Source organism: Mucilaginibacter sp. McL0603 (genome assembly GCF_049992945.1).
Lineage (GTDB): Bacteria > Bacteroidota > Bacteroidia > Sphingobacteriales > Sphingobacteriaceae > Mucilaginibacter.
In genome coordinates this window covers 4,117,909-4,141,431 of the sequence record NZ_CP188251.1, presented here as the reverse complement: position 1 = coordinate 4,141,431, position 23,523 = coordinate 4,117,909, and the positions used below count along the sequence as shown (strand labels likewise).

The following is a 23,523-nucleotide window of genomic DNA, read 5'->3' as shown; positions in this document are numbered from 1 at the left end:
AATTTCACATATTTTCAGACCTGCGTACCTGAACTTTTAAATATGTCATTACTTCACCAGATAGGGTTATCTTTTATAAAAAATATTGGCCCCGTATTAGCCAAGTCATTAATTACACATTTTGGTGATGCAGAACAAGTGTTCAAAGCATCCAAATCGAAACTACTGCATGTGCCTGGCTTTGGTGAAAGGAGGGCTGGTGATCTTGATCTGTCCTCTGCATTATTGCGGGCAGAAGAAGAGCTCCGGTTTATAGAGAAGAATAATATTGACGTTATTTTTTATTCAGACAAAACTTATCCCAAACGTTTAAAAAACTGTGCCGATGGGCCAATATTATTATACGCAAAGGGAAATTTTGATCTGAACCCGCGATACGTGATCAGCATTGTAGGTACGCGTAACGCTACTGAATATGGCAAGCAATTATGCAGACAATTGGTTGAAGAATTGCAGCAATATAATACATTGATCGTTAGTGGATTGGCGGCAGGTATAGATGTTTGTGCACATAAAGAAAGCTTAAAGCAAAATTTGCCAACTGTTGGTGTACTTGGTCATGGCCTCGATAGAATATATCCTGCTCAAAATCGCTCTACTGCCGATAAAATGCTCGAAAATGGTGGATTAATAACAGAATTCCCATCAGGAACTATACCTGACCGTGAAAATTTTCCGCAACGTAACCGGATAGTTGCTGGCATGGCTGATGCTACTGTTGTAATTGAAGCCAGTATTAAAGGTGGTGCGCTGATCACTGCCGAAATAGCCAATTCTTATAACAGGGATGTTTTTGCTTTTCCGGGAAGGGTAGACGACGAGTTTTCTGAAGGATGTAATTTCCTGATCCGCAATAATAAGGCCGCCTTGCTAACTTGTGCTGCTGACCTGGCTTATAGCCTTGGATGGGAGGAAGTGGATGAGACCAAACCAGCCAAAGAGCAGTTAACCTTATTTATGGATCTTTCAGCAGACGAGAAGACCATTTTTGATATTATTCATGAGCATAAATCGCCGCTGGCCATCGATGATCTCACTATTAAAACCAATATGCCAATGAGCCAACTGGCAATGAATTTGTTAAATATGGAGATGCAGGGTTTTATACGCTCTTTACCAGGAAAAACCTATTGCGTAAATTAAATTTTCTAATTCATTATTGGGTATTCAACATTCGATGTTCATTATTCTCAGCGATCCTTTGGTGAGCTAAACCATGCCAGTTTTCCTAAATCCTGGCTAACTTCTTCCCAGGTATCAATTTCAAAGGTGATCAGTGCAATAGCTCCCGGCGATATCTCGCGCGAATCCCCGGTATAATAATCCAGTAATTGATTTATGCCGGGATTATGCCCAACTAAACCAATAAAATTATAATCATCAGAAAATTTATTGATGATAGCCAGCAGGTTTTTCTGACTTGCATCATAAATTTTGGCATTTTCTTTAGGTTTGGGTAATTCAAGATGCTCCGCAATTATATCGGCAGTAGCCTGGGTACGTATTGAAGGGCTGGTTATAAGAAATTGAGGACTAATTGATTCACTGTTTAATCGCTCAGACATCAAAATAGCATCCTGGGTACCGGAATTTTTCAAAGGCCTTTCGAAATCGCTATAGCTCATATCGTGGACTGCTTTGGCATGGCGTATTAAAAGAAGCTTTTTCATACCTAAACAATAAAATCCGTTAACTAATTGTTTGCAAAATTTACAACTGTATCGTCAGGAATATCTTTCATGCATTTAAAATGCCCGAGTGGGCATTTTTCGAGCCCGAATTTTGAACATGGCCTGCAGGATATATTGATACCTATCACTTCTGCATCCTTCACCATATAAGGTTGTACACCAAGCAATTCAGGTACGGTTCCGCCCCATATGGATGCTATTGGCTTATCAAATGCCTCGGCAATATGAGTAAGGCCAGTATCAAAACCGATTGTCTTTTCCGCTTTTGAAACCAGGAAAACTGACTCATCAAGTGAAGTTGTACCACATGCATTGTAAATGTTGTCTCCAATGGCATTTGCTATTTCCACCCCATTGGCTTTGACATCTTCTCCGCCCAATAAAACAACCGGCTGATTGATTTGTCGGCATATACTGATGATCTTTTCATTAGGCATCCGCTTGGTAAAATGCGTTGCCCCAATCACAAAAGCGACATATTTTTCCTGGTGGGATGCTGGCAACAATTTCTTCAAATCATGCTCAGCTTTTACATAATAGTCTATTGGTTTGCCGTCATTTTTTACACCTAAAAATTTTACCGTTTTTAAATAACGTTCAACCAGGTGAATAGGAGGGACAAGTTTTAAATTAAACTTCAGGCTCAACCATTTACGCAATCGTTGTTTTTTGTAAGTAGATGATTTGATCCCCGTTCTTAACTTGATTAATGACGTGCGCAGGTTATTATGCAGATCTATGATGTAATCGTACTTTTCTGCTTTTATTTCCTCAATCGTTTCTGATAAAGTTGGTTTTAATAGCAGTAAACGATCAAGGTAAGGATTGTTGTCGTAGATATATTTGAAAGCAGATTTTGTCAGAAAGTGAATTTCTGCATCCGGCAATTGCTTTTTAAGGCAGCGCACCACAGGCGTAGTATAAATAATATCACCCATTGAGCTAAAGCGAATAACCAATATCTTCATGGTATTATAATCAGGTGATCTGGTTTCTGATCTTTTGAATAATAGAAGTTGAGGAGTAGCCTTCAACAAAATTAATGGTCTTTACCTCACCACCGTTGGCTATTACTTCTTTGGCGCCCACAATATTTTCGATCGAGTAATCTGCACCTTTTACCAGTATATCAGGCATAAGCGTAGTAATCACATTAATCGGCGTATCCTCTTCAAAAACTACAATAGCATCTACAAAAAATAGCGCAGCCAGTAACGCCGCCCTACTATTCTGATCATTAACTGGCCTATCTTCGCCTTTTATTCTTTTTACTGAACTGTCTGAATTTAAGCCGATAACCAATTTATCACCTAATTCAGCAGCCTTTGCCATATAAGTAATATGCCCGATATGCAGCAGATCAAAAACGCCATTGGTGAAAACTATCTTTTTGCCTTCCTTTTTCCAGGTAGCCATCGAAGCCTGCAGCTTAGACAGATCACTTATTTTGCTCAGCAGCGTTTTTTCCAGATCGTTTCGCATATTGTCAGAATTCGTTATCAACCGCTTTACACATAATATGCCCGATCAAAATATGCATTTCCTGTATTCGCGCGGTAACATCAGAAGGCACGATGATATTCAGATCGCATAATCCATTCATTTTTCCGCCATCTCTGCCGGATAAGCCTAATGTTTTGCAATTAAATTTTCTTGCGGATTTAAAAGCATTCAATACGCCTTCACTATTTCCACTTGTTGAAATGCCGATAAATAAGTCGCCGGGCTGGGCCAACGCTTCCAACTGGCGCGAAAAAACATATTCATAGCCATAATCATTGGCGATAGATGTAATTGCAGAAGTATCAGTCGTTAAAGCTATACCCGGTAGTGGTTTGCGATCTTTAACAAAACGACCGCTTAATTCGGCAGCAATGTGTTGGGCATCGGCAGCACTGCCGCCGTTCCCGGCTACCAAAACCTTGTTGCCATTTTTTAAAGTACTCGTGATCATTTCACAGGCGGTTTCAATATCGCCGGTAAGTGTCGCAATTACCTTTTGTATTATATTTTGATGATCGTTAAGTTCTTCGATAACCATATTTTCTAATTGATTTAGAGTCCTTTTTATTTAGAATTTAGAGTTTAGTTTTTAGAAGTTAACTTCATCTTTCTCTATATCATTAATGATCTCATCGATCGTAGTAGTAGCGCTGCCAACGCGCCTTATTACAATTGCAGCGGCATGATTAGCCAGTTCGCAAGCATCCTCTATACTCAAACCGGATGCTATAAAATAGGCCATTGTTGCCAAAACAGTATCGCCAGCACCCGTAACGTCAAATACTGCGGTCGCTTTTACAGGCAATAATTTATAGGTGATTTCATCCAGGATAGCCATACCTTCTTCCGATAAGGTAACAACAAGATATTCAACCCCAGTTTGTTTAAAAATAACTTTGGCAGCTTTTTGCAGGTCCTCAACCGATTTGATCTTTTCGGTTTTAGCAGCTTCAGCCAGTTCTTTCCTGTTTGGTTTGATGATAAAGGCACCTTTATATTTTTCGTAATCCAGTCCTTTTGGATCGATGATCACTTTTTTCTCTTTTTGTTTTGCCAGATCGATCAGCCTTTGGGTCAGGTCTTTTGAAAATAGTCCTTTCCCATAATCCGAGAAAAGCACAATATCAGCCTCATTAATATAATGATCCAATTTATCAGCTAATTCATCTTCCAGTTCGCTGCGAACGGGGTCAGTAATTTCCCGGTCTACCCGCACCAACTGGTGGCTGCCAGCCACGACCCTTGTTTTGACAGTAGTTGGTCTTTGGGTATCTTTTATAATAGCATCAGTAGCAATGCCTTCGCTTTCCAATATTTCAATCAGGCGTTCGCCGAAAGTATCATTACCTATCAGTCCGCCTAAAGTTACATTAGCACCCAAAGCAACCAGGTTTTGGGCCACATTAGCTGCCCCACCCAAGGTTGTCGACTCACTTTTTACGTTCACAATTGGCACAGGGGCTTCGGGTGAAAGCCTTGTAGCATCGCCCCAGATGTAATGATCGATCATCAGATCGCCGATCACCAGTATAGCAGGCGGTTTTTGTTTTTGCTGAATGGAACGTATTTTGTCTAAGAGCATTTTAATAATTTATCATTTTTAATTCGAATTTCGAATTTTCGATTTCGGATTTTTAAATGGGATTCATTCAAAGAATAATTTCGAAATTGAACATTCGAAACGGCGAAGCCCTCTTGAGCCCTTTTAAAAACAAACAATAGCGAAAAATCCGAGATCAAACACCTGTTTTTTTTAATTCGAACACTTTTTTAATTTCTTCCAGAGAGAACGCATTTAAGCACATTTCCTTATTCAACCCGCCTTTTCGCGCCGCTAATATACCATAATGCATATCTAAAAAACCTTCCTTGCGGTGAGCGTCAGGGTTAATAGATAGCTTGACGCCTTTATCCAACGCATATTGGTGCCAGCGCCAGTCGAGGTCGAGCCTTAACGGGTTGGCATTTATCTCGATCACCACATTGTTGGCAGCACAGGCATCGATTACTTTTTTATAATCAAATTCATACCCTTTACGGCTTAATAATAATCTTCCGGTTGGATGCCCGAGTATGGTTGTGTAAGGATTTTCAACAGCTTTAATTAACCGGACAGTTGCTTTATCCTTGTCCATTTTCAAATTGGAATGAACAGACGCCACAATAAAATCAAATTTTTTCAATATCTCATCAGGATAATCCAGTGAACCATCGTTCAGAATATCCGATTCGATGCCTTTAAATATGTGAAAGTCGTTGATCTTCTTATTTAAATGATCTATTTCTTCGTGCTGCTGCAAAACACGTTCAATGCTTAAACCTTTGGCATAAAAAGCGCTTTTGCTGTGATCGCACATACCCAGATATTCCAGCTTCAGCTCGTTCCGGCAATATAATGCCATTTCCTCCAGCGTATGGATGCCATCGCTCCAGGTGCTGTGATTATGTAATGTTCCTTTAAGATCGTGGTAGGTAATAAGATGTGGCAAAGTATTGTTGGCGGCCTTTTCAATAAAGGTATCTCCTTCGCGCAGTTCAGGCGGCATCCAGACCAGCCCGGCTTTCATATAGATCATTTCCTCATTTTCAGATTCTTCGATACTATCGTTTATCCTCGCCATAACAGCTTTTACATGATCTTCGCCGCCCGTTTGCCTGAATAATTCATCGTAAAAATACTTAACACCAGTAACCTGAATGTCTACTAATAGACCTTTATCTGTTTCGCCATTTATATGGTCGCCTTTAACTGTCAAATTATCAATAATGCCAGATTCAGCTAATGCATCCAACGCTATTTCCCTGTTAAGTGTGCCAACCAAAAAGGTAAGTTCTGTAATTATTTCGCAGCAGCGACGATATTCACCCGTGGTCTTTACAAAAGCATCCGGGAATATATCTTTTATACTTTGATAAATATCGTTAGCCATGGGCTCGACCTGGGCGTACAGAAATTTGCCGTTACTTGCCATCCGGAATTCGATAGCTTTGCGTATTTCCTCTTGTGTTTTTAGCCCGAAGCCTTTTGCCTCAACCAGGCGGTTCTCGTTGCAGGCATAAAAAAGCTCACCAATATTTTCAATTCCAAGGTCATGCCATATAACGGCTATTTTTTTAGGACCTATGCCCTTAATACCCAGCATTTCAACCACACCTTCGGGGGTTGCAGCCAATAGATCTGTCAACTCCGTGATAGCACCAGTCTCTAGCAGTTCTGCGATCTTTGTAGCCGTGCTTTTACCAATGCCGTCAATTTTTTCAAGCTCCGCCAGTTTTTTACCAGCTACCGGGTAGGGCAGTTTATCAACTTTAAAAGCAGCATTAGCCAACGACTTAATTTTAAATGGATTTTCGTCGTGAAGTTCCATTAACTGAGATAGCAGTCGGAGTGTACGGGCTATTGGTTTATTTTCCATTGGATTTGAGCCGGTAAAAATACAAAAATGTCATAGATTATGGTTCATTGCTCATAGCTGATAATGGATTTGTTTGCCATTTTGTTTGAAAAAAATCAGGCCATATCCCTGAGAATATGGCCTGAAATATAATGGCTGTGAACTATTGTCTATCGGATCACAATATCATAAGGCATCCGCATTTGTGGAGTCTTCATCATTTGGGTAACACCTTTTATTTGTTCATAGTACCTGTAATTATCACCCAATTCAGATTTTACAAAATGCGCTTTCATCTGGGTGTTTATGTCTGAACTGAATTTGTTAAACACACCTTTCTTTTGTTCTGGATAGGGGACCACTGTGTATTTTTTGATGTTTGCTTTTTTAGCAGCAGCGTGGATGGCATCATTAATTGTGCCCAAGCGATCTACTAATCCTATTTTTACAGCCTGTTTACCAGTCCATACGCGGCCCTGACCAATACTGTTGATATATGCCTGTGTTTTATGGCGTCCCTCAGCTACAGCTTTGGTAAAATCATCATAACCACGGTTTACACTATTTTGCAGGATCAATTTTTCTTCAGGGGATAATGGCCGGCTAATATCGCCCCAATCAGCATATTTTCCTGTTTTTACACCATCAAAGGTAATGCCCAGCTTATCATTAAATAACCTTTGCAAATTAGGAATAATGGCAAAAATACCTATAGAACCTGTAATAGTATTCGGTTCGGCGATGATGGAATCAGCTGCACACGAAATATAATATCCGCCCGAAGCTGCAAGGTCACCCATGGATACAATGATCGGTTTTACTTTTTTGGTCAGCATTACTTCGCGCCAGATCACATCTGATGCCAGTGAACTTCCGCCCGGAGAATTTACGCGTAACACCACAGCTTTTACATGATCATCCAATCTCACCTTGCGTAGCGCTTTTGATATGCTTTCTGATCCGATAGTATTATCATCACCATCACCGCTATTGATCTCACCTGATGCATAAACAATTGCTATCTGGTTTTTAATTGTTTTTTTATCATCATCCCCGTCATCGGCTGAATTATTGCTCACATAATCACCCATTTCCACACTATGCAGGTCTTTTTTAGCGCTGATTCCTGTACGTTGTTTCAACTCATCTAAAATCTCGTCTTTATATCTTAAACCATCAACCAGTTTGTATTTTAAGGCATCTTCCGGAGTCTGAATGCTATAATTATTGGCGATGTTAAAAAGTGAATCCTTGCTTATTTTACGGCTGTTACTGATACCTGTTAAGTAGTAATCATACAATGAGCCCAGGTACGAATTTACCTGCATTTTATTGGCATCACTCATTTTGGTAAGTATCAGGGGCTCAACCGCGCTTTTATAAGTGCCTACCTTAACCACTTGTATTTCGATTCCCAACTTATCAAGTGCTCCTTTTAAAAAAGTGATTTGTGAGCTGAATCCCTTGAATTCAAATATGCCTTTAGGGTTAATGTACACTTTATCTGCAACGGATGCCAGGTAATAAAAGCTCTGGTTATAAGCTTCTGAGTAGGCGATGATAAATTTACCTGATTTTTTAAAATCTATCAAAGCATCACGTATCTCTTCGGTAGTCGCCTGGCCCGAAAGCATGTAGCTTTGATCAAGGAAAATACCTTTTATATTATCGTCGGTTTTTGCCTTTTTAATATTGGCCAGTATATCGTTCAGCCCAAGAGTTTTGTCTCCGTCAAGCCCTAAGAAATCGAGCCCTGCAAAAGGGTTATAAGGGGTACGTTCAGGTATTTCATGCGTAAATGCAATATGCAGGATTGAATCGGAATCAATTTCAACATGTTTATCGCCCCTTGCCGCTACCACTATACCAATAAGTAATACAATTAGAATAATACTGGTTAAAATAATCCCCACCATCGTGGCGAAAACAAATTTGAAGAATTGTTTCATTAAATATTATAAATCTTTTATCTATGCAAACTTAGCAATTCAATACGGATAATATTAAGAGCTTTATCTATAATATTTGTTACAACAATGATTGATGTTTTTTTGTTACTAGGGAGTAATTTAGGTGATAGACAGCTATTTTTACAGAAGGCAGTAGATCATATTGAGGCTGATATTGCTCTTGTTATTAAGCGGTCGTCCATATATGAAACCCAATCATGGGGCAAAACGGATGAACCAAATTATTTAAACCAGGTAATACAATTGAAAACTGATTTAACTCCGCAAACTGTGCTTCAAAAAGTATTGCATGTGGAAAGTGTTTTGGGCAGAAAGAGAGAAGAAAAGTGGGGTTCACGTACAATCGACATTGATATTTTATTTTATGGATCACAGGTTATTTGTGAAACGGGACTTAATATACCACATCCCCAGTTGCATAACCGCATGTTTACTTTAGCACCATTAAACGAAATTGCACCAGATTTTATTCATCCTATACTTAATAAAAATATTTTTGAGTTGAAAAATAAACTTAAAGATAACTTGATCGTAAAAAAGTTATAATTTTGATCTTATACTAACTAATTATTTTATAGCCTAAGCATGTCTGATAGCCCACCAATTCCAGATCTAGATCTTTCATTTTTGTACGAAATTGCTGACGGTAGTGATGAATTCATTGTTGAATCCATTGATATGCTTTTACAACAGGCACCCGAATTTCTGCAAAATATTAATCAATCAATAATTGCCAGGGATTGGGTGACTGCGGCCGGAGTTGCACATAAACTAAAACCTTCTATGGGATTTTTCGGAATGTTGGTATCCCAGGAATTACTGCAACAAATAGAAATTCTTTGCAAAGAAGGCGGGCAAGAACCAGATCAAATATCGGCTAAGTTTACCCAGGCTAAGGAAATTATTGAAACCAATTTGGCTGCACTTGTCCTTATCAGGGACGAAAAAAAAGCCAGTCTTTAAATTTTATGTAGTTTAAAGCTGTAGCTCTCCATAATAAGATTGGCTAACAGATTTTTGCAGGCTTGTTCAACTTTTGCATTTGCTGCTTCTTCATTGTCAGCCTCAATTTCAAGCGAAATATGTTTGCCGATACGCACATTATGTATTTCGGTCAATCCAAGATTTTTCATACTTCCGGTCACAGCTTTTCCTTGCGGGTCAAGTATTTCCTTCTTTGGCATTACGTCTATTTCAGCTTGAAATTTTGTCATTAGAAAATTTGAATTGGATGATGGATAAGGTGATATACATAACGATGATCACCGGAACTGCCGCAAATTTAAAAAATAGTATCAATATTGCTGAAAAGAGCAGTAGCAAATAGCGATAAATATTTTTATTAAAATCGCTGTTTTTGAATTTAAGCGACATCATAGGTATTTCAGCCACTAAAAGCGTGCACATCACTACGACAAAAACAGCCAACCCATAGGGATTTAAAATATATTGCGAATAGCTGTAATGGTATTCTAAAATAAATGGGAATGATGCTATCAGAATGGCATTAGCTGGTGTAGGTAAACCTATAAAACTTTCAGCCTGTCGGGTATCATTATTAAATTTAGCCAACCTTAACATGGAAAATACTGCAATCAAAAATGCAATAAAATTTAACCAGGGACTTACATGCGGAATTTGAGGTGTTTGCAAAAACAATTCATACAATATGGCTGCCGGTAAAACACCAAAGCTTACCATATCGGCCAATGAATCAAGGTCTTTACCTATACCAGAGAAGGATTGCAATACGCGTGAGGCAAAGCCATCAAAGAAATCAAAAATAGCAGCCAGGAACAGGGCATAGGCAGCAAAAATGAGATTTTCCTGGAATGCAAAAACTATCCCTATACAGCCGCTAAACAGATTAGCACAAGTTATGGCATTCGGAACATGTTTGCTTACGCGCTTCTTCATTTTGGGTCGAAGATATGCAGGTTTTATGAAGAAATCATGAAGATATAGGAAATCTTATACCTTCATGATTCAAAATTATTAAGAATTCATTGAGATCAGGAATTCTTCGTTGGTTTTTGTGCCTTTTATCTGGCTTTGCAAAAATTCCATCGCTTCCTGTGAATTCATATCTGCCAAATGATTACGTAATATCCATACACGTTGTAAGGTGTCGCGGTCAAGCAACAGATCATCACGGCGTGTGCTCGATGCAGTAATGTCAATAGCAGGGAATATACGTTTGTTAGATAATTTACGATCCAGTTGTAATTCCATATTACCGGTACCTTTAAACTCTTCAAAGATCACCTCATCCATTTTTGAACCGGTCTCTGTAAGGGCAGTAGCTATAATGGTTAATGAACCGCCATCTTCGATATTACGGGCAGCACCAAAGAAACGCTTAGGTTTATGCAACGCGTTAGCATCAACACCACCAGATAATATTTTACCTGATGCAGGAGCAACGGTATTGTAAGCACGGGCCAAACGGGTAATTGAATCCAATAGGATAACCACATCATGACCGCATTCTACCATACGTTTAGCCTTTTCAAGTACGATATTGGCAATTTTTACGTGACGCTCGGCAGGCTCATCAAATGTTGATGATACAACTTCAGCACGTACACTGCGGGCCATATCAGTTACTTCTTCCGGGCGTTCGTCTATCAGCAGGATAATCAGGTAAACTTCGGGGTGATTTTTGGCAATCGCGTTAGCAACGTCCTTTAGCAGCATAGTTTTACCTGTTTTTGGCTGAGCTACGATCAAACCACGTTGACCTTTACCAATAGGAGAGAAGAGGTCCATGATACGGGTTGAGTAATTGCCCGAATCCGTAAACAAACCTAACCTTTCAGACGGGAAAAGCGGCGTTAAGTGATCAAATGGTACACGGTCACGTACTTCGGCAGGTATACGGCCATTAATGGCCTCAACACGTACCAAAGGAAAATATTTTTCACCTTCTTTTGGCGGACGTATGCTTCCGCGTACTGTATCGCCAGTTTTAAGGCCGAATAATTTTATTTGCGATTGCGATACATAAATATCGTCAGGAGAAGTAAGGTAATTATAATCTGAGGATCTTAAGAAGCCATAGCCATCCGGCATGATCTCCAAAACACCTTCGTTTACAATAACATTATCAAAATCCAGATTGATAGCAGGCTCCTGTGCTTTTTGCTGATGACCAGGACTACGGCGTTCAAATTTTTGCGGACGGCTTTCAGTTGCAGGTTCTTCAGATCTGACAACAGATTCTCCGCTTTGTTCACCAGAATCACCAACAGTTTCAGTTTTGCTTACTTCATCAGTAGGATTTTCCGTTTCTTCCTGCTGCGGTTCGTCATCTTGCAGGTCAAACAGGTTAGTATCATCTAAAGGAACCTCTACGCGAGGTTGATTATTTGTAGTTTTTGCAGTACGTATTCTTTTACGGGTTCTTTCGCCGTTTTCTGCAGCAGCAGCAGGAGCAGCCGCTTTAATTTCAGAATAGTTATTTTCAACGGCGTTTTGTTGCGCGCGGGCAGCTTCAATCAGTTGATTTTGTTCAACGATTCTGCTTATCAACTGAGGTTTTCTAAGTTCATCAGCTTCCGCGATACCTAAACTCTTAGCCATTTCGCGCAACTCTGAAACGAGTTTGTCGTTCAATTCGGTTGTATCAGACATGATATAAATAATAGTTCAAAAGGAATATTTTATTTGAGAGAAATTATCTTGCAATTTTGCTTACGCAACATCTAAAAATTAAATAGATTATGTGGATTTTTAAATTGTTTCTTTGGTGCAAGAAAAATTCAAAGGATAACATTGCAATTCTACTCAATTAATTTTAGAAATCAAAAATTTTGGAAAAATATGTTTATTAAATGAACACTTAGGTTATTTTTTAGTTTTTTTGCATACCCAAAAAAATTAAAGCCTGCACATGATATCCCGTCAGCAATTAATTCAACAGATCAAACAAAAAAAGTCGTTTTTATGTGTAGGGCTCGACACTGATATCGATAAAATACCAGCGTTTTTAAAACAATATCCCGATCCGATCTTTGAATTTAATAAGCGAATTATCGATGCTACACACGATCTGTGTATCGCCTATAAACCTAATGCTGCATTTTACGAGAAACATGGTGTAAAAGGTTTGCAAAGTTTAATAGCTACCAGCGAATATTTACCTAAAAACTGTTTGAGTATTATAGATGCAAAGCGCGGGGACATTGGAAACACATCCGGTATGTATGCCCGGGCCTTTTTTGATAAAGAAGCGGCAGGCATGGACTTTGATGCTATAACGGTTGCACCATATATGGGTAACGATAGCGTAACACCTTTCCTTGCTTTTGAAGGCAAATGGGTGATCGTCCTGGCGCTTACCTCATCAGTTGGAAGTAAGGATTTTCAATACCTGAATACAGATAATGGGCTTCTTTATGAAGCCGTAATAAAAAAGGCCAATACCTGGGCCGGTGCCGACCGTATCATGTACGTAGTAGGAGCTACTAAAAGCCTCGAGTTTGTGAACATCCGAAAACTGGCACCCGATCATTTCTTGCTGGTACCGGGCGTAGGTGCACAAGGTGGTAGCCTGGAAGAAGTATGCAAATATGGCATGAACAAAGATTGCGGCCTCATCGTCAACAGCTCAAGGGCCATAATCTATGCATCAAACGGTGAAGATTTTGCCGAAGTAGCCAGGGCCGAAGCTTTGAAAGTTCAGCAACAAATGCAGGCTGAATTGGAAAAGGCTGGGGTAATTTGATGTCGGAACAGACTTACGAAGTTTTCAAAACTTCGTAAGTCTTGCTTTTAGGTAAGCTTCAACTTTAGACGTTTGTTTATTTCTTGTTCATCTAAAGACATTTTATGGTGGTCAATAAAACTATCCAACCCACCAAACCATTCTATAACTTCTTGCTTACTTATTGTCGTTTCTTTGTTGGATAAATAAGCAGTATAAGATGAATATTTATAGTCCTCCATATTTTTAACAAGACCAGCAATCACAGGATTTTGATGTATATAAGTAATTATTGTAGTGTAATAACTGTCAGACGTAATTTCTGATACTTTATATCTGCCTTGAAATAAACTTCCAACTCTTTTATATTTCTTATTAATAGCTTTTGAATAGGAAATAAAGAAATTTTTTATTCCTCTTTCAAACAGCGTTTCGTCATTAATTCTGATAAAAAAGTGAAAGTGGTTGGGCATCAAACAATAGGAATATACTTCACAAAATGGAGCTACATATTTCTTAAATTGATTAAGAAAATAGGCGTAGTTTTGGTTTTCAAAGAAAATGAGGTCTTTGTTATTACCCCTATTGTACAGGTGATAATAGGGGTCAGAATTAATTTTCACAATGTAACAAACTTACGAAGTTTTTAAAACTTCGTAAGTTTTAACTTCTGACGTCCGACCTCTGGTATCCCTTTACCCAAACACCATCGTCCGTTCAGGATATCTTACTGCATAGTTTGAAACCATATTCCTGATATAGTCATTCCCCGGGTAGGGAGTAAGGTAGTTTTTAAGTTGCTCCAGGTTATCAGCATCAAAGTAGTGAGAGATATAGCCCATACCGTAGAACTGACCTTTTTCTATTAGTATACAGCTATGTTCGTCATCTTTCCGGCCTTCATCACGGATAGCAAAAGTAGGTAGAGCTTCTTTAAGCTCATCAATGGCGAGGTTTACTCTTTTATTATAAGTAACAGTACTCTCAACTCCTTCGCAGGCACACACATGCTGTTTAGCTCCTGTGCAAGGCTCGTTGTTAGTTTGAACAAAGCACAGTTTCGGACAAAGCTCAAAATCTTCGATCAGGCGGTTAAGCAAATTGCGTCCATCGAGCAGCGAGTTACAGGTATATAATGGCTTGGATAGTTTTCTCCGTTTATCAACTGCCAGTCGCAGATAGCCATTTTGGTCCTCAAAGGCATATAAGCCATAAGCGTGTTCAAAACGTTTTAGCGAACGGTTATATTTAGGCCATAGCCGTTTGATCTCTATTGCTTCCAATACAAATGCTATTAGTTCAGTGCCGCAGCTTTGGTAAGTAACATGATGAATATTACGCAGAAACTCTTGTCTTTGCAATCCCGGATTATTGCCGGTAAAATGACTGCAAACCCTCTTTTTTATACTCCTGGCCTTGCCTACATAAATTACTTTCCCCTTATCATTATGGAAATAATATACACCGGGCGTATATGGTAATAGATCAATATCCTCTTTTGGCAAATTGGATGGCAACGCCTGTTCGCGCGACCGCTGCTTAAGGGCCTCGCCAATATGGTTTCCCGTATCATTTTGCAACAGGATCGAGAATAGGGTAGTTGTAGCTTCCGCATCCCCCATGGCACGGTGGCGGCTTTCATTCCCGATTCCCAGGTGGCGACACAGCTTACCGAGACTGTAAGATGGCATTCCCGGTAATATTTTTCGGCTCAGCCTTACGGTGCACAATTTATTGCATTGCAGATCGTACCCGGCAGTAGTTAAATGATAACGTATAAATGAAAAATCGAAATTAACATTATGGGCGATAAATATTTTGCCATGCAAAAGGTGATAAATATCTGCCGCTACATCCTCAAACTTCGGGGCATCCTGCACCATTTCGTTGGTGATACCTGTAAGGGCACGGATATAAACAGGGATATCCATACCAGGATTAACCAGTGTACTATATCGCTGTGTTATTTTTTTGCCGTCATGAATACATATAGCAACTTCGGTTATGCCATTAGAGCTGGCATGCCCTCCCGTAGTCTCAATATCCACAATTGCGTACATACGTCAAATTTAGCGATTAGTTAATCAGAGATCAGTAATTAATTAATTTTTTTGTCCGGAAGTCCGCGGAAGTCGGAAAGTCCGAAAGCAAAAGAATAAAATAACAAAAGAAAGACCCGATATAATTACCGGGTCTTCTACAATATAATTAGTCTTACGGACTTGCGGTCTTTCCGACTTTCGGACTCAAAGAAATCACTTTTTCTTCGCTTGCACCTGTTGTTGCTGGCGCATCATTTCTTCCATTTTTGAAGCAAAGCCTGATTTCTTTTTCTTTTCCTCTGGTTTCTTCTTATTCTCCTGTATCTGGGCATGTATCTTTTTATCGTCCACCATAAACCTGATCAGGTATTGTTGAAGGAAGGTAAGCATGTTTGCCAGAAAGTAATAATAATTCAAACCTGATGGATAGCTGTTCAGTGTAACCAGGAAGATAATCGGGGTGATATACCCGATATATTTCATTTGTCCTGTAGCACCTGATATCTGGTTGTTAAAATAAGTATAAACCAAAGTAGATATGGTCATCAGCAAACACATCAAGCTGATGTGGTCGACACCAAAAATAGGTGCAAAACTGATTACAGAATCATAAGTAGAAAGATCATGCATCCATAAAAAGCTTTGACCTCTTAGCTCAAATAAGCTCGGGAAAAATTTGAAGAACGCGATCACAATAGGCATTTGTATCAGCAATGGCAAACATCCGCCTAAAGGATTAACACCTGCTTTTTTGTATAATTTCAAATACTCCTGCTGTAACAAAGTTGGGTTATCATCACCCACTTTAGCTTTGATCTCATCCATTTCTGGCTTCAATACGCGCATCTTAGCCATTGATAAATATGACTTGTAGGTAAGCGGCGAAAGCACCAGTTTAAGTACTACGGTTAAAGCCAGAATGATAAGGCCATAGTTCCAGTTAAACTGTTTCAGGAAATTAAATACCGGCAGTACAGCGAACTGATTAATATACTTTAATGGTCCCCAGCCTAAATTTACAACCTTTTGCAGATCATACCCTTGTGCTTTCAATACAGAGTAACTATTAGGGCCGAAATAGAATTCTAATGGAACTGAACCATCGGCACTGCGGGTAAAGGCCAGGTTTGCTTTCATCTGCTTCACATCGGTATTGTTGGTTACATCGGTGCTAACAGATAAATCTGATTTGTCAATTTCTTTCTTTGCTATCAATACGCTGGAAAAGAAGTGTTGTTTAAATCCAACCCATTGCATTTTTTTATCAGCAATTGTTTTTTGATCATCTTTGCTTTCACTTAGCAAATCAACCTCTTTATCGGTATTAAAATAATAAACAGTAGAATACTGACGCTCCTGTTTCACGTCCTTTTCCTGTTTAGGCAAACTTGACTCCCAGTTCAGATTAAGGGTATTACTGTTAGCGATTACATTATCGAGCCCGGTTTCTTTAATGGTTAAACCAAGTTTAAAACCGGTTCCATTTAAAGCATACACATAATCGATATACTGGGTAGGGCTATAACTTAAACGCATTGTAAATGTTGACGAATCTTTTTCGGCAACATTCAGGCTGGCGGCACTTGGAGTAAAATAAAGATCTTTGGTGTTAATATTTTTACCAGGAATATTTAAGGTTAAACCAAATTGATTTTTTTCGCCATCAAACAATATTAACGGCTTCTTGTCAAACGTTTTATAATTTTTAAGTTCGACAGAGTAAACACGGCCACCGTGGGTACTTAATTTTACCCTAAGTTCTTTATTCTCAAGCGTGATCAGCTTTTCGCTGCCAACCGTAGCGGCGCCAAAAGGAGTTTTTGAAAGTACGGCGGAATCAGCTGCTGTAATTGCTTTTTTGGTAGTATCAGCTTTTACTACTGTGCTTGCGGTTGTTTGTGCTGCTTTTACTCTTTTAATAGAGTCTTGAACCAGTCTTTCTTTTTTTAACTCAGCATCAGAGGGTTTCAAAAGAAAATAAGACCCCAGCATGATTAAAACTATCAGGACAAACCCTGTTATTGTATTCTTATCCATTTTATTGTTATCGTACTTAACTACTTTTTGCGGGCGTATGCCAACGAAGCGGCGACAAAGTTAACAAAAAGTGGGTGAGGATTAGCAACTGTTGATTTTAATTCCGGGTGAAATTGTCCGCCGATAAAAAACGGGTGATTTTTTAGCTCTACGATCTCTACCAGGCCATTATCCGGATTGATGCCTGATGGAGTTAACCCTGCTTCTTCGTATTGTTTCAGGTATTTATTATTAAACTCATAACGGTGGCGATGGCGCTCGGAGATATGCGTTTTACCATATATCGCTGCTGCTTTGCTGCCTTTTTTCAGGTCACAGGCATAAGCTCCCAAACGCATGGTGCCACCTTTATTCTTTACCTTCTTTTGTTCTTCCATCATCGCAATAACCGGGTGTGGGGTATGCTCGTTCATTTCGGTACTGCTGGCGTTCTTCAAGCCTAAAACATTACGACCAAATTCGACTACCGCACATTGCATACCGAGGCAAATGCCAAAGAAAGGAATATTGTTCTCACGCACATAACGGATCGCTTCAATCTTGCCCTCAAAGCCACGTTCGCCAAATCCAGGTGCAACTAATACGCCGTGTAGGTTTTTTAAACGTTCAATAGCGTTTTCCGGGGTTAATTGTTCTGATGGGATATATTCCACCTTCACCTTGCATTCGTTTCTTGAGCCGGCGTGTATAAATGATTCTGTAATTGATTTATACGCGTCAGGCAGCTCAACATATTTACCAACAAGGCCGATGCGTACTTCTGATGTTGGGTTTTTTAAACGACCCAAAAAGTCTTTCCAACTTTCCAGGTTGGGTTCAGTTGCATGAGAGAGTTTTAGCTTGGTCAACACCGTTTTGTCCAACTGCTCCTTCAACATTAGTAACGGTACATCATAAATGGTCGATGCATCTATAGACTCGATAACCGCGTTGATATTCACATTACAGAAAAGTGCAATTTTTTTGCGGATGTCCTGGTTAAGATGGTGTTCTGTACGACAAACCAGGATATCCGGTTGAATACCATATTCTAGTAGCATTTTAACAGAGTGCTGGGTTGGCTTAGTCTTTAACTCACCAGCGGCGGCAAGGAAAGGTATCAAAGTTAAATGGATAACCAATGAATTGCTGGAGCCAACTTCCCATCGGAATTGTCTTACTGCTTCAATGTAAGGTAGTGACTCGATGTCGCCAACGGTACCACCTAACTCGGTTATCACGATATCATAATTGCCGCTTTCGCCCAACAATCGGATGTTTCTTTTTATTTCATCGGTGATGTGAGGAACAACCTGCACAGTTTTACCTAAAAATGCGCCTTCACGTTCCATGTTGATCACATTCTGATAGATACGGCCCGTGGTAATATTATTAGCCTGAGAGGTCGGGGCATTTAAAAAACGCTCATAATGGCCCAGGTCAAGGTCTGTCTCGGCACCGTCTTCAGTTACATAGCATTCACCATGTTCGTAAGGGTTCAGTGTTCCGGGATCGATGTTGATATAGGGGTCGAACTTTTGGATCGTAACGCGATAGCCGCGCGATTGGAGAAGTTTGGCCAATGAGGCAGAAATAATGCCTTTCCCTAACGACGAGGTCACGCCGCCCGTAACAAAAATGTATTTAGTCATGATGTTTGTGTGTGTTTGGAGCCAGTTTTTATACCAGTTCCGAATGTTTGTGTACGGGATACAAAAGTAGCAAAAATTTCAGAATTCAGGATGATAAATCACAAATGTTGAAAAGGATTGACGATGTGGATAAGAGAAGATGGTTGTAAAGTTGGAATGTTTTAGGTTGAAAGGTTTTCTATTTTTTTATCTAAACCATGATTTCATGATTGTAATAAGGTTTAGTTGAAAAATATATTTACTACTTATGCCTCTAATTTTGGCTGGGGTTAAAGTCGGCGCTGTCGTCAGCTTTTTTTACAGGTGGCTCGGGTGCCGGTTGTTTAAGTCGTTCGCCTGTATTATATACGAGGGCCAGGAGTACCATATCTTCTATGCTGGGATCCTTAATTGCGATATATTGATCATATACATCCTTTTTATCGGCAATATAACCGGCAAATGCCTTTCTGCCTTTCTTATTTCCGGTAAAAATGGCGGATGCATCAGTTTGTATAAACACAGCAGTATCACTGTTTTTGGTAGCATACCACTTGAGATTCGTGGTGCTGATGTGAGTCGTCATGTTGTTTATGGCAACAAATGTCTCATATAAGCTGATCTTTCCCCGTTCCAGCACTTTCATAAAAACCACCTCGTCATCGCCCAAAAAAATCTTCCGGTACCATATCGATTTATCACCGGTATAAAATTCTCTAAATTTATCCTTGGTGATTTTTTCTGCTTTTCCATTTTCAGAAGTCGTGTATTTGTAAGTTGAAAACGTGGTGCGACCTATGATTTTACAGGGGATGGTGTCGTTATTAATGGTAATAACCCGGTCGTTATTTTGTGCCCCGGCGGTAAGGAACGTCACTAAAAGTGTGATTAAAGTGATAAGGTTAATTTTCATGGTTTAGGTGTCATACTGTTATTACAAAGATAATTCATTTCAATAATTTTCCAAATCTGCCGGCGTATCAATCGAATAAGTTTGTCTGAACTGTGATTTTATTGATTTTTTGACTTACTATGATTCTTTAGTTTTATTACTCATAGTTTTCATCTAATCATTTAAATCACAGTTCAGACAACTTTTTCAAATCTTCTGGCGTATCAATAGCATAAGTTTCCAGCTCCGTTTCAGCTACTTTGATCTTGTAGCCATTTTCTACCCAACGTAATTGCTCCAGGCTTTCAGCTTTTTCCAGGGAGGATACAGGCAGTTTAGTGATCTGCTGTAGAATATCGGCACGATAACCATAAATGCCGATATGCTTAAAATAAGTAAAATGCTGCAGCCAGTTTTGTGGCTCCTGTCCGCGGATATGCGGCAGGGGAGACCGTGAAAAATAAATAGCTTCCGAATGTTTATTGATGATAACCTTAGGCGAATTGGTATTATGTAATTCCTGTTCGGTCAGTATTTTTTTAATGAGGGTGGCTATTTGTGTATTCGCATCATTAAAGCAAGTGATTAGTTTGGTGATCTGTTCCGGGTCGATGTATGGTTCATCACCTTGAATATTGATGATCACATCGTATTCAGAATGTTTTAACGCTACTTCAGCACAACGGTCTGTACCACTTTGATGGTCGGGTGAGGTCATCACCGCTTTGCCGCCAAATTCATGCACATGCTCAAAAATCCGGTCATCATCCGTAGCCACAATAACTTCTGATAAATGAATACACTTTTTAGCCTGCTCATATACCCGCTGAATCATGCTTTTACCGGCAATATCAACCAACGGCTTACCGGGGAATCGTGTAGACGCATATCGCGCAGGAATAATACCGAGGGTTTTCATTGTGAAGTTGTACGTTTGACGTAATACGTAATACGTTTTTATAAAATTGATTTCAGAACGTATTACGTATTACGTAACACGTATAACCAAAACTCAGAACAGTCCGTTTATTTCTCTTTCAATTTTCTCTACTATCGCAGCCATATCTTCGGTATTATTGGCGAAATCGAGTTTGTCCTTATCCAATATCAGCAGTTTGCCCAGCTTGTAACCCTTTATCCATTTTTCGTATTTCTCGTTCAGTTTGGAGAGGTAATCCAGCCGGATACCGATCTCATATTCGCGTCCACGGCGTTGGATATTGTTTACCAATGTAGGTACTGATGCTTTTAAATATACCAGCAAGTCAGGTGGTTTGATGAAAGAGGTGATATTATCAAAAATTGCACGGTAGTTTTCATAGTCGCGGGTGGTCATCAATCCCATATCATGCAGGTTCTCGGCAAAAATATACGCATCCTCATAAATAGTGCGGTCCTGTATAATATTGCGGTTACTTTGCTGAATGTCTACTATTTGCCTGAAACGGCTGTTCAAAAAATAGATCTGCAGGTTAAAGCTCCAGCGTTTCATATCGCTATAAAAATCTTCCAGGTAAGGATTGTTATCTACAGCCTCATAAAGAGGCTCAAACCCATAATTTTTTGCTAATAATTCAGTAAGCGTGGTTTTACCGGCGCCGATGTTTCCTACAATAGCTATGTGCATTCGTTTGTTTTAGTTCCTGGTTGATTGTTGATGGTTCATAGCGTTCTCAAAAGAGTTTTAAACCACTTTAACTACGTTCGACTAATATACACCATGAACTATGAACTATCAATTTTTTGTTCATAGTTCATAGTTAATTGTTCATTGCTATATATAAAACATACCCTATGATGCAAATAAACTAGCCTATGAACTATGAACCATTAACTATGAACTTCTTAGAAATTCTTGAATCCTATAATTTCTCTTATCTCGCGGATAGTTTTTGATGCGCTTTCGCGGGCCTTGATTGCTCCATGACGGGCAACCTGGCGCAGATAGGATGAATCCTGCTCGATCTCTTTTATTTTTTCGCGGATAGGGGCAGTGGCAATGATCATATCCTCGGCCAGTTGTTTTTTCAGGTCGCCGTAACGTATCTGGCAGGTATTATAAAGATTATCAAAATGCTCATAAGTATCCACCGATGAAACTACTTTCATCAGGTCGAACAGATTTTGTATTTCAACAGGTTTTTCCTGGTTCTCAGCAGTAGGACCGCTGTCAGTAACAGCCTTCAATACTTTTTTACGGATCACCTCTGGTGTATCTGATAAATTAACCACATTAGATTCTCCTTCTGATTTGCCCATTTTCCCCTTGCCGTCAAGCCCCGGAATTTTTACCAGGTTATCGCTGAAGTTGAAAGCATAAGGTTCAGGAAAATATTCGTGATTATATAAACGGTTAAAGCGGTTGCCAAATGTACGTGCCATCTCCAGGTGTTGTTCCTGGTCCTTGCCAACAGGTACTTTTGTAGCCCTGTGTAACAGTATATCTGCAGCCATTAAAACCGGGTAGGTTAGTAATCCGGCATTCACATTATCAGGTTGTGTTCGAACTTTATCTTTAAATGAGGTACTGCGCTCCAACTCGCCCAGGTAGGCGTTCATGTTAAGGTATAAATACAATTCAGCTGTTTCGGGCACATCAGATTGTACATAAATAGTAGCTTTTTCAGGGTCGATACCAGCCGCCAGGTACTCTACCAGCACTTGTTTTACATTACCATGCAGGTCAGAAGGGGTGGGGTGCGTAGTTAACGAATGCAGATCGGCAATAAAAAAATAACAATTATATTCATGCTGCATTTTTACGAAATTTTGGATGGCTCCGTAATAATTCCCTAAATGCAGTTTCCCGGTAGAACGTATACCACTAACAACAGTTTCCATGGGGGCGAAAGTAAGGAATTTTTATATTTTTGATGGCGATGAAATTGATATTGAAGAAAGCCCATAATTACTTGTATGTGGCCAGCGTTGCTTTCTTCTACTTTTTATTATACCCGCTGCTGTATTATTTTTCGCGTAAGCCCGCTAATTATAAATACATGAACATGTTAAGACGAACATGGAGTTTTTTAAGCTCAGCATGCGTGGGGATTTTTTACCGGTTCACTTTTGAAGTGCCTATTGATCGCACAAAAACTTATATCATTTGCCCAAATCATACCTCCAACCTTGATATATCAGCAATGAGCCTGCTGGTAAAAAGTGATTTTAGTTTTATGGGCAAGGAAGAATTAATCGAGGGCATTGTAACCAGGCTATTTTTTAGAACGGTAGATGTAGCCGTTAATCGTGATAGTAAAATATCATCTTTCAGGGCATTTAAAAAGGCGATAGAAAAGCTTGAAAATGGGAGTACGATGATCATTTTTCCCGAAGGGGGGATAGCTGATGATTATCCGCCTGTATTACATTCTTTTAAAAATGGCCCATTTCGCTTAGCTATTGAAGCTGGAATACCAATTATACCTGTTACCTCGTTAAATACATGGAAAATGCTTTGGGATACCGGTACGAAATATGGCAGCAGGCCTGGTATTTGTAAGGTATTTGTACACAAACCCATCGAAACTGCGCATTTAACAATGGCCGATACAGACAAACTGCGCGATCAGGTATATCAAATTATTCAGCAAAGATTTGAACAACAATAGTTTATTGTTTGAAGTTAATGTTCAAGATGATTTGCAATTTTTAATGACGGTTCTTTATTTTTGGAAA

At 39.4% G+C, this 23,523-nt stretch carries 23 protein-coding genes; 5 read left to right on the top strand and 18 right to left on the bottom strand.

From position 1 onward, the window contains the following. The first annotated feature begins 42 nt into the window (after positions 1-42). Entirely contained in the window at positions 43-1,143 is a 1,101-nt protein-coding gene (gene dprA, locus ACPPVU_RS18940; RefSeq protein ID WP_426668198.1) for a DNA-processing protein DprA, read from the top strand. 47 nt (positions 1,144-1,190) lie between these two features. Here dprA and ACPPVU_RS18935 read toward each other — a convergent pair whose 3' ends face one another. The 7 genes from ACPPVU_RS18935 to sppA all read right to left on the bottom strand — a co-directional run bounded on the left by ACPPVU_RS18935 (position 1,191) and on the right by sppA (position 8,538). Beyond that, a complete protein-coding gene (locus ACPPVU_RS18935) occupies positions 1,191-1,670 on the bottom strand; it encodes a SixA phosphatase family protein (RefSeq protein WP_426668196.1) in 480 nt (159 codons plus the stop codon). A 23-nt stretch (positions 1,671-1,693) separates the two neighbouring features. Continuing rightward, the gene (locus ACPPVU_RS18930) at positions 1,694-2,659 is read right to left on the bottom strand and encodes a glycosyltransferase family 9 protein (protein WP_426668194.1); all 966 of its coding nucleotides are present in this window, start codon (positions 2,657-2,659) and stop codon (positions 1,694-1,696) included. Between the two features lie 10 nt (positions 2,660-2,669). Further along, positions 2,670-3,173, bottom strand: a complete 504-nt coding sequence (gene rfaE2 / locus ACPPVU_RS18925; RefSeq protein ID WP_426668193.1) for a D-glycero-beta-D-manno-heptose 1-phosphate adenylyltransferase — start codon at positions 3,171-3,173, stop codon at positions 2,670-2,672. A gap of 4 nt (positions 3,174-3,177) precedes the next feature. After that, a complete protein-coding gene (gene gmhA, locus ACPPVU_RS18920; protein WP_426668191.1) occupies positions 3,178-3,732 on the bottom strand; it encodes a D-sedoheptulose 7-phosphate isomerase in 555 nt (184 codons plus the stop codon). A gap of 51 nt (positions 3,733-3,783) precedes the next feature. Continuing rightward, positions 3,784-4,776 (bottom strand): D-glycero-beta-D-manno-heptose-7-phosphate kinase, encoded by a 993-nt coding sequence (gene rfaE1, locus ACPPVU_RS18915; RefSeq protein WP_426668190.1) that lies wholly within the window; start codon positions 4,774-4,776, stop codon positions 3,784-3,786. Between the two features lie 154 nt (positions 4,777-4,930). Further along, complete coding sequence (locus tag ACPPVU_RS18910) at positions 4,931-6,610, bottom strand: helix-hairpin-helix domain-containing protein (RefSeq protein WP_426668189.1); 1,680 nt, start codon at positions 6,608-6,610, stop codon at positions 4,931-4,933. 149 nt (positions 6,611-6,759) lie between these two features. After that, complete coding sequence (gene sppA / locus ACPPVU_RS18905) at positions 6,760-8,538, bottom strand: signal peptide peptidase SppA (RefSeq protein WP_426668188.1); 1,779 nt, start codon at positions 8,536-8,538, stop codon at positions 6,760-6,762. 87 nt (positions 8,539-8,625) lie between these two features. Here sppA and folK point away from each other — a divergent pair, with 87 nt between their 5' ends. Together folK and ACPPVU_RS18895 are read left to right on the top strand one after the other, a co-directional pair. Beyond that, positions 8,626-9,105 carry a 2-amino-4-hydroxy-6-hydroxymethyldihydropteridine diphosphokinase gene (folK, locus tag ACPPVU_RS18900; RefSeq protein ID WP_426668186.1) on the top strand — a complete coding sequence of 160 codons (480 nt, stop codon included), beginning with the start codon at positions 8,626-8,628 and terminating at the stop codon, positions 9,103-9,105. A 39-nt stretch (positions 9,106-9,144) separates the two neighbouring features. Further along, entirely contained in the window at positions 9,145-9,522 is a 378-nt protein-coding gene (locus ACPPVU_RS18895) for an Hpt domain-containing protein (protein ID WP_426668185.1), read from the top strand. Here the strand turns inward: ACPPVU_RS18895 and purS are convergent. The 3 genes from purS to rho all read right to left on the bottom strand — a co-directional run bounded on the left by purS (position 9,519) and on the right by rho (position 12,192). Then, on the bottom strand, positions 9,519-9,773 hold the full coding sequence (gene purS / locus ACPPVU_RS18890; protein WP_426668183.1) for a phosphoribosylformylglycinamidine synthase subunit PurS: 255 nt from the start codon (positions 9,771-9,773) through the stop codon (positions 9,519-9,521). The two genes, ACPPVU_RS18895 and purS, sit on opposite strands and share 4 nt — an antisense overlap. Further along, positions 9,754-10,476 (bottom strand): CDP-diacylglycerol--serine O-phosphatidyltransferase, encoded by a 723-nt coding sequence (gene pssA / locus ACPPVU_RS18885; RefSeq protein WP_426668182.1) that lies wholly within the window; start codon positions 10,474-10,476, stop codon positions 9,754-9,756. Before pssA ends, purS begins: the two co-directional genes overlap by 20 nt. A gap of 78 nt (positions 10,477-10,554) precedes the next feature. Next, complete coding sequence (gene rho / locus ACPPVU_RS18880) at positions 10,555-12,192, bottom strand: transcription termination factor Rho (protein WP_426668181.1); 1,638 nt, start codon at positions 12,190-12,192, stop codon at positions 10,555-10,557. A gap of 262 nt (positions 12,193-12,454) precedes the next feature. Here rho and pyrF point away from each other — a divergent pair, with 262 nt between their 5' ends. Next, positions 12,455-13,285 (top strand): orotidine-5'-phosphate decarboxylase, encoded by an 831-nt coding sequence (gene pyrF, locus ACPPVU_RS18875; RefSeq protein ID WP_426672206.1) that lies wholly within the window; start codon positions 12,455-12,457, stop codon positions 13,283-13,285. 47 nt (positions 13,286-13,332) lie between these two features. On the opposite strand, the gene ACPPVU_RS18870 is transcribed toward pyrF, so the two are convergent. The 8 genes from ACPPVU_RS18870 to trpS form a co-directional block, all read right to left on the bottom strand. Further along, positions 13,333-13,887, bottom strand: a complete 555-nt coding sequence (locus ACPPVU_RS18870) for a transposase (RefSeq protein ID WP_426668180.1) — start codon at positions 13,885-13,887, stop codon at positions 13,333-13,335. 72 nt (positions 13,888-13,959) lie between these two features. After that, positions 13,960-15,324, bottom strand: coding sequence for an exonuclease domain-containing protein (locus ACPPVU_RS18865; RefSeq protein WP_426668179.1), 1,365 nt, complete (start codon positions 15,322-15,324; stop codon positions 13,960-13,962). A 195-nt stretch (positions 15,325-15,519) separates the two neighbouring features. After that, positions 15,520-17,343 carry a membrane protein insertase YidC gene (gene yidC, locus ACPPVU_RS18860; RefSeq protein WP_426668178.1) on the bottom strand — a complete coding sequence of 608 codons (1,824 nt, stop codon included), beginning with the start codon at positions 17,341-17,343 and terminating at the stop codon, positions 15,520-15,522. Positions 17,344-17,363: 20 nt separating this feature from the next. Next, positions 17,364-18,974 (bottom strand): CTP synthase, encoded by a 1,611-nt coding sequence (locus tag ACPPVU_RS18855; RefSeq protein WP_426668177.1) that lies wholly within the window; start codon positions 18,972-18,974, stop codon positions 17,364-17,366. Positions 18,975-19,227: 253 nt separating this feature from the next. Then, positions 19,228-19,866 carry a hypothetical protein gene (locus ACPPVU_RS18850; RefSeq protein ID WP_426668175.1) on the bottom strand — a complete coding sequence of 213 codons (639 nt, stop codon included), beginning with the start codon at positions 19,864-19,866 and terminating at the stop codon, positions 19,228-19,230. 166 nt (positions 19,867-20,032) lie between these two features. Beyond that, a complete protein-coding gene (gene kdsB / locus ACPPVU_RS18845) occupies positions 20,033-20,764 on the bottom strand; it encodes a 3-deoxy-manno-octulosonate cytidylyltransferase (protein ID WP_426668173.1) in 732 nt (243 codons plus the stop codon). A gap of 93 nt (positions 20,765-20,857) precedes the next feature. Next, positions 20,858-21,472, bottom strand: a complete 615-nt coding sequence (locus ACPPVU_RS18840) for a deoxynucleoside kinase (RefSeq protein ID WP_426668171.1) — start codon at positions 21,470-21,472, stop codon at positions 20,858-20,860. Between the two features lie 218 nt (positions 21,473-21,690). After that, entirely contained in the window at positions 21,691-22,686 is a 996-nt protein-coding gene (gene trpS, locus ACPPVU_RS18835) for a tryptophan--tRNA ligase (RefSeq protein WP_426668170.1), read from the bottom strand. Between the two features lie 38 nt (positions 22,687-22,724). On the opposite strand from trpS, the gene ACPPVU_RS18830 reads away from it, so the two are divergent. Continuing rightward, positions 22,725-23,456: a lysophospholipid acyltransferase family protein gene (locus tag ACPPVU_RS18830; protein ID WP_426668168.1), complete on the top strand. Its 732-nt coding sequence runs from the start codon at positions 22,725-22,727 to the stop codon at positions 23,454-23,456. Positions 23,457-23,523: the final 67 nt, after the last annotated feature.

What these genes read in the sequence shown, in the direction of transcription:
- yidC (WP_426668178.1), bottom strand. Translation starts at nt 17,343, where the DNA reads ATGGATAAGAATACAATAACAGGGTTTGTCCTGATAGTTTTAATCATG.
- ACPPVU_RS18850 (WP_426668175.1), bottom strand. Translation starts at nt 19,866, where the DNA reads ATGAAAATTAACCTTATCACTTTAATCACACTTTTAGTGACGTTCCTT.
- dprA (WP_426668198.1), top strand. Translation starts at nt 43, where the DNA reads ATGTCATTACTTCACCAGATAGGGTTATCTTTTATAAAAAATATTGGC.
- pssA (WP_426668182.1), bottom strand. Translation starts at nt 10,476, where the DNA reads ATGAAGAAGCGCGTAAGCAAACATGTTCCGAATGCCATAACTTGTGCT.
- ACPPVU_RS18930 (WP_426668194.1), bottom strand. Translation starts at nt 2,659, where the DNA reads ATGAAGATATTGGTTATTCGCTTTAGCTCAATGGGTGATATTATTTAT.
- ACPPVU_RS18895 (WP_426668185.1), top strand. Translation starts at nt 9,145, where the DNA reads ATGTCTGATAGCCCACCAATTCCAGATCTAGATCTTTCATTTTTGTAC.
- gmhA (WP_426668191.1), bottom strand. Translation starts at nt 3,732, where the DNA reads ATGGTTATCGAAGAACTTAACGATCATCAAAATATAATACAAAAGGTA.
- rfaE1 (WP_426668190.1), bottom strand. Translation starts at nt 4,776, where the DNA reads ATGCTCTTAGACAAAATACGTTCCATTCAGCAAAAACAAAAACCGCCT.
- trpS (WP_426668170.1), bottom strand. Translation starts at nt 22,686, where the DNA reads ATGGAAACTGTTGTTAGTGGTATACGTTCTACCGGGAAACTGCATTTA.
- ACPPVU_RS18865 (WP_426668179.1), bottom strand. Translation starts at nt 15,324, where the DNA reads ATGTACGCAATTGTGGATATTGAGACTACGGGAGGGCATGCCAGCTCT.
- ACPPVU_RS18910 (WP_426668189.1), bottom strand. Translation starts at nt 6,610, where the DNA reads ATGGAAAATAAACCAATAGCCCGTACACTCCGACTGCTATCTCAGTTA.
- purS (WP_426668183.1), bottom strand. Translation starts at nt 9,773, where the DNA reads ATGACAAAATTTCAAGCTGAAATAGACGTAATGCCAAAGAAGGAAATA.
- sppA (WP_426668188.1), bottom strand. Translation starts at nt 8,538, where the DNA reads ATGAAACAATTCTTCAAATTTGTTTTCGCCACGATGGTGGGGATTATT.
- ACPPVU_RS18855 (WP_426668177.1), bottom strand. Translation starts at nt 18,974, where the DNA reads ATGACTAAATACATTTTTGTTACGGGCGGCGTGACCTCGTCGTTAGGG.
- ACPPVU_RS18840 (WP_426668171.1), bottom strand. Translation starts at nt 21,472, where the DNA reads ATGCACATAGCTATTGTAGGAAACATCGGCGCCGGTAAAACCACGCTT.
- kdsB (WP_426668173.1), bottom strand. Translation starts at nt 20,764, where the DNA reads ATGAAAACCCTCGGTATTATTCCTGCGCGATATGCGTCTACACGATTC.
- folK (WP_426668186.1), top strand. Translation starts at nt 8,626, where the DNA reads ATGATTGATGTTTTTTTGTTACTAGGGAGTAATTTAGGTGATAGACAG.
- ACPPVU_RS18830 (WP_426668168.1), top strand. Translation starts at nt 22,725, where the DNA reads ATGAAATTGATATTGAAGAAAGCCCATAATTACTTGTATGTGGCCAGC.
- ACPPVU_RS18935 (WP_426668196.1), bottom strand. Translation starts at nt 1,670, where the DNA reads ATGAAAAAGCTTCTTTTAATACGCCATGCCAAAGCAGTCCACGATATG.
- rfaE2 (WP_426668193.1), bottom strand. Translation starts at nt 3,173, where the DNA reads ATGCGAAACGATCTGGAAAAAACGCTGCTGAGCAAAATAAGTGATCTG.
- rho (WP_426668181.1), bottom strand. Translation starts at nt 12,192, where the DNA reads ATGTCTGATACAACCGAATTGAACGACAAACTCGTTTCAGAGTTGCGC.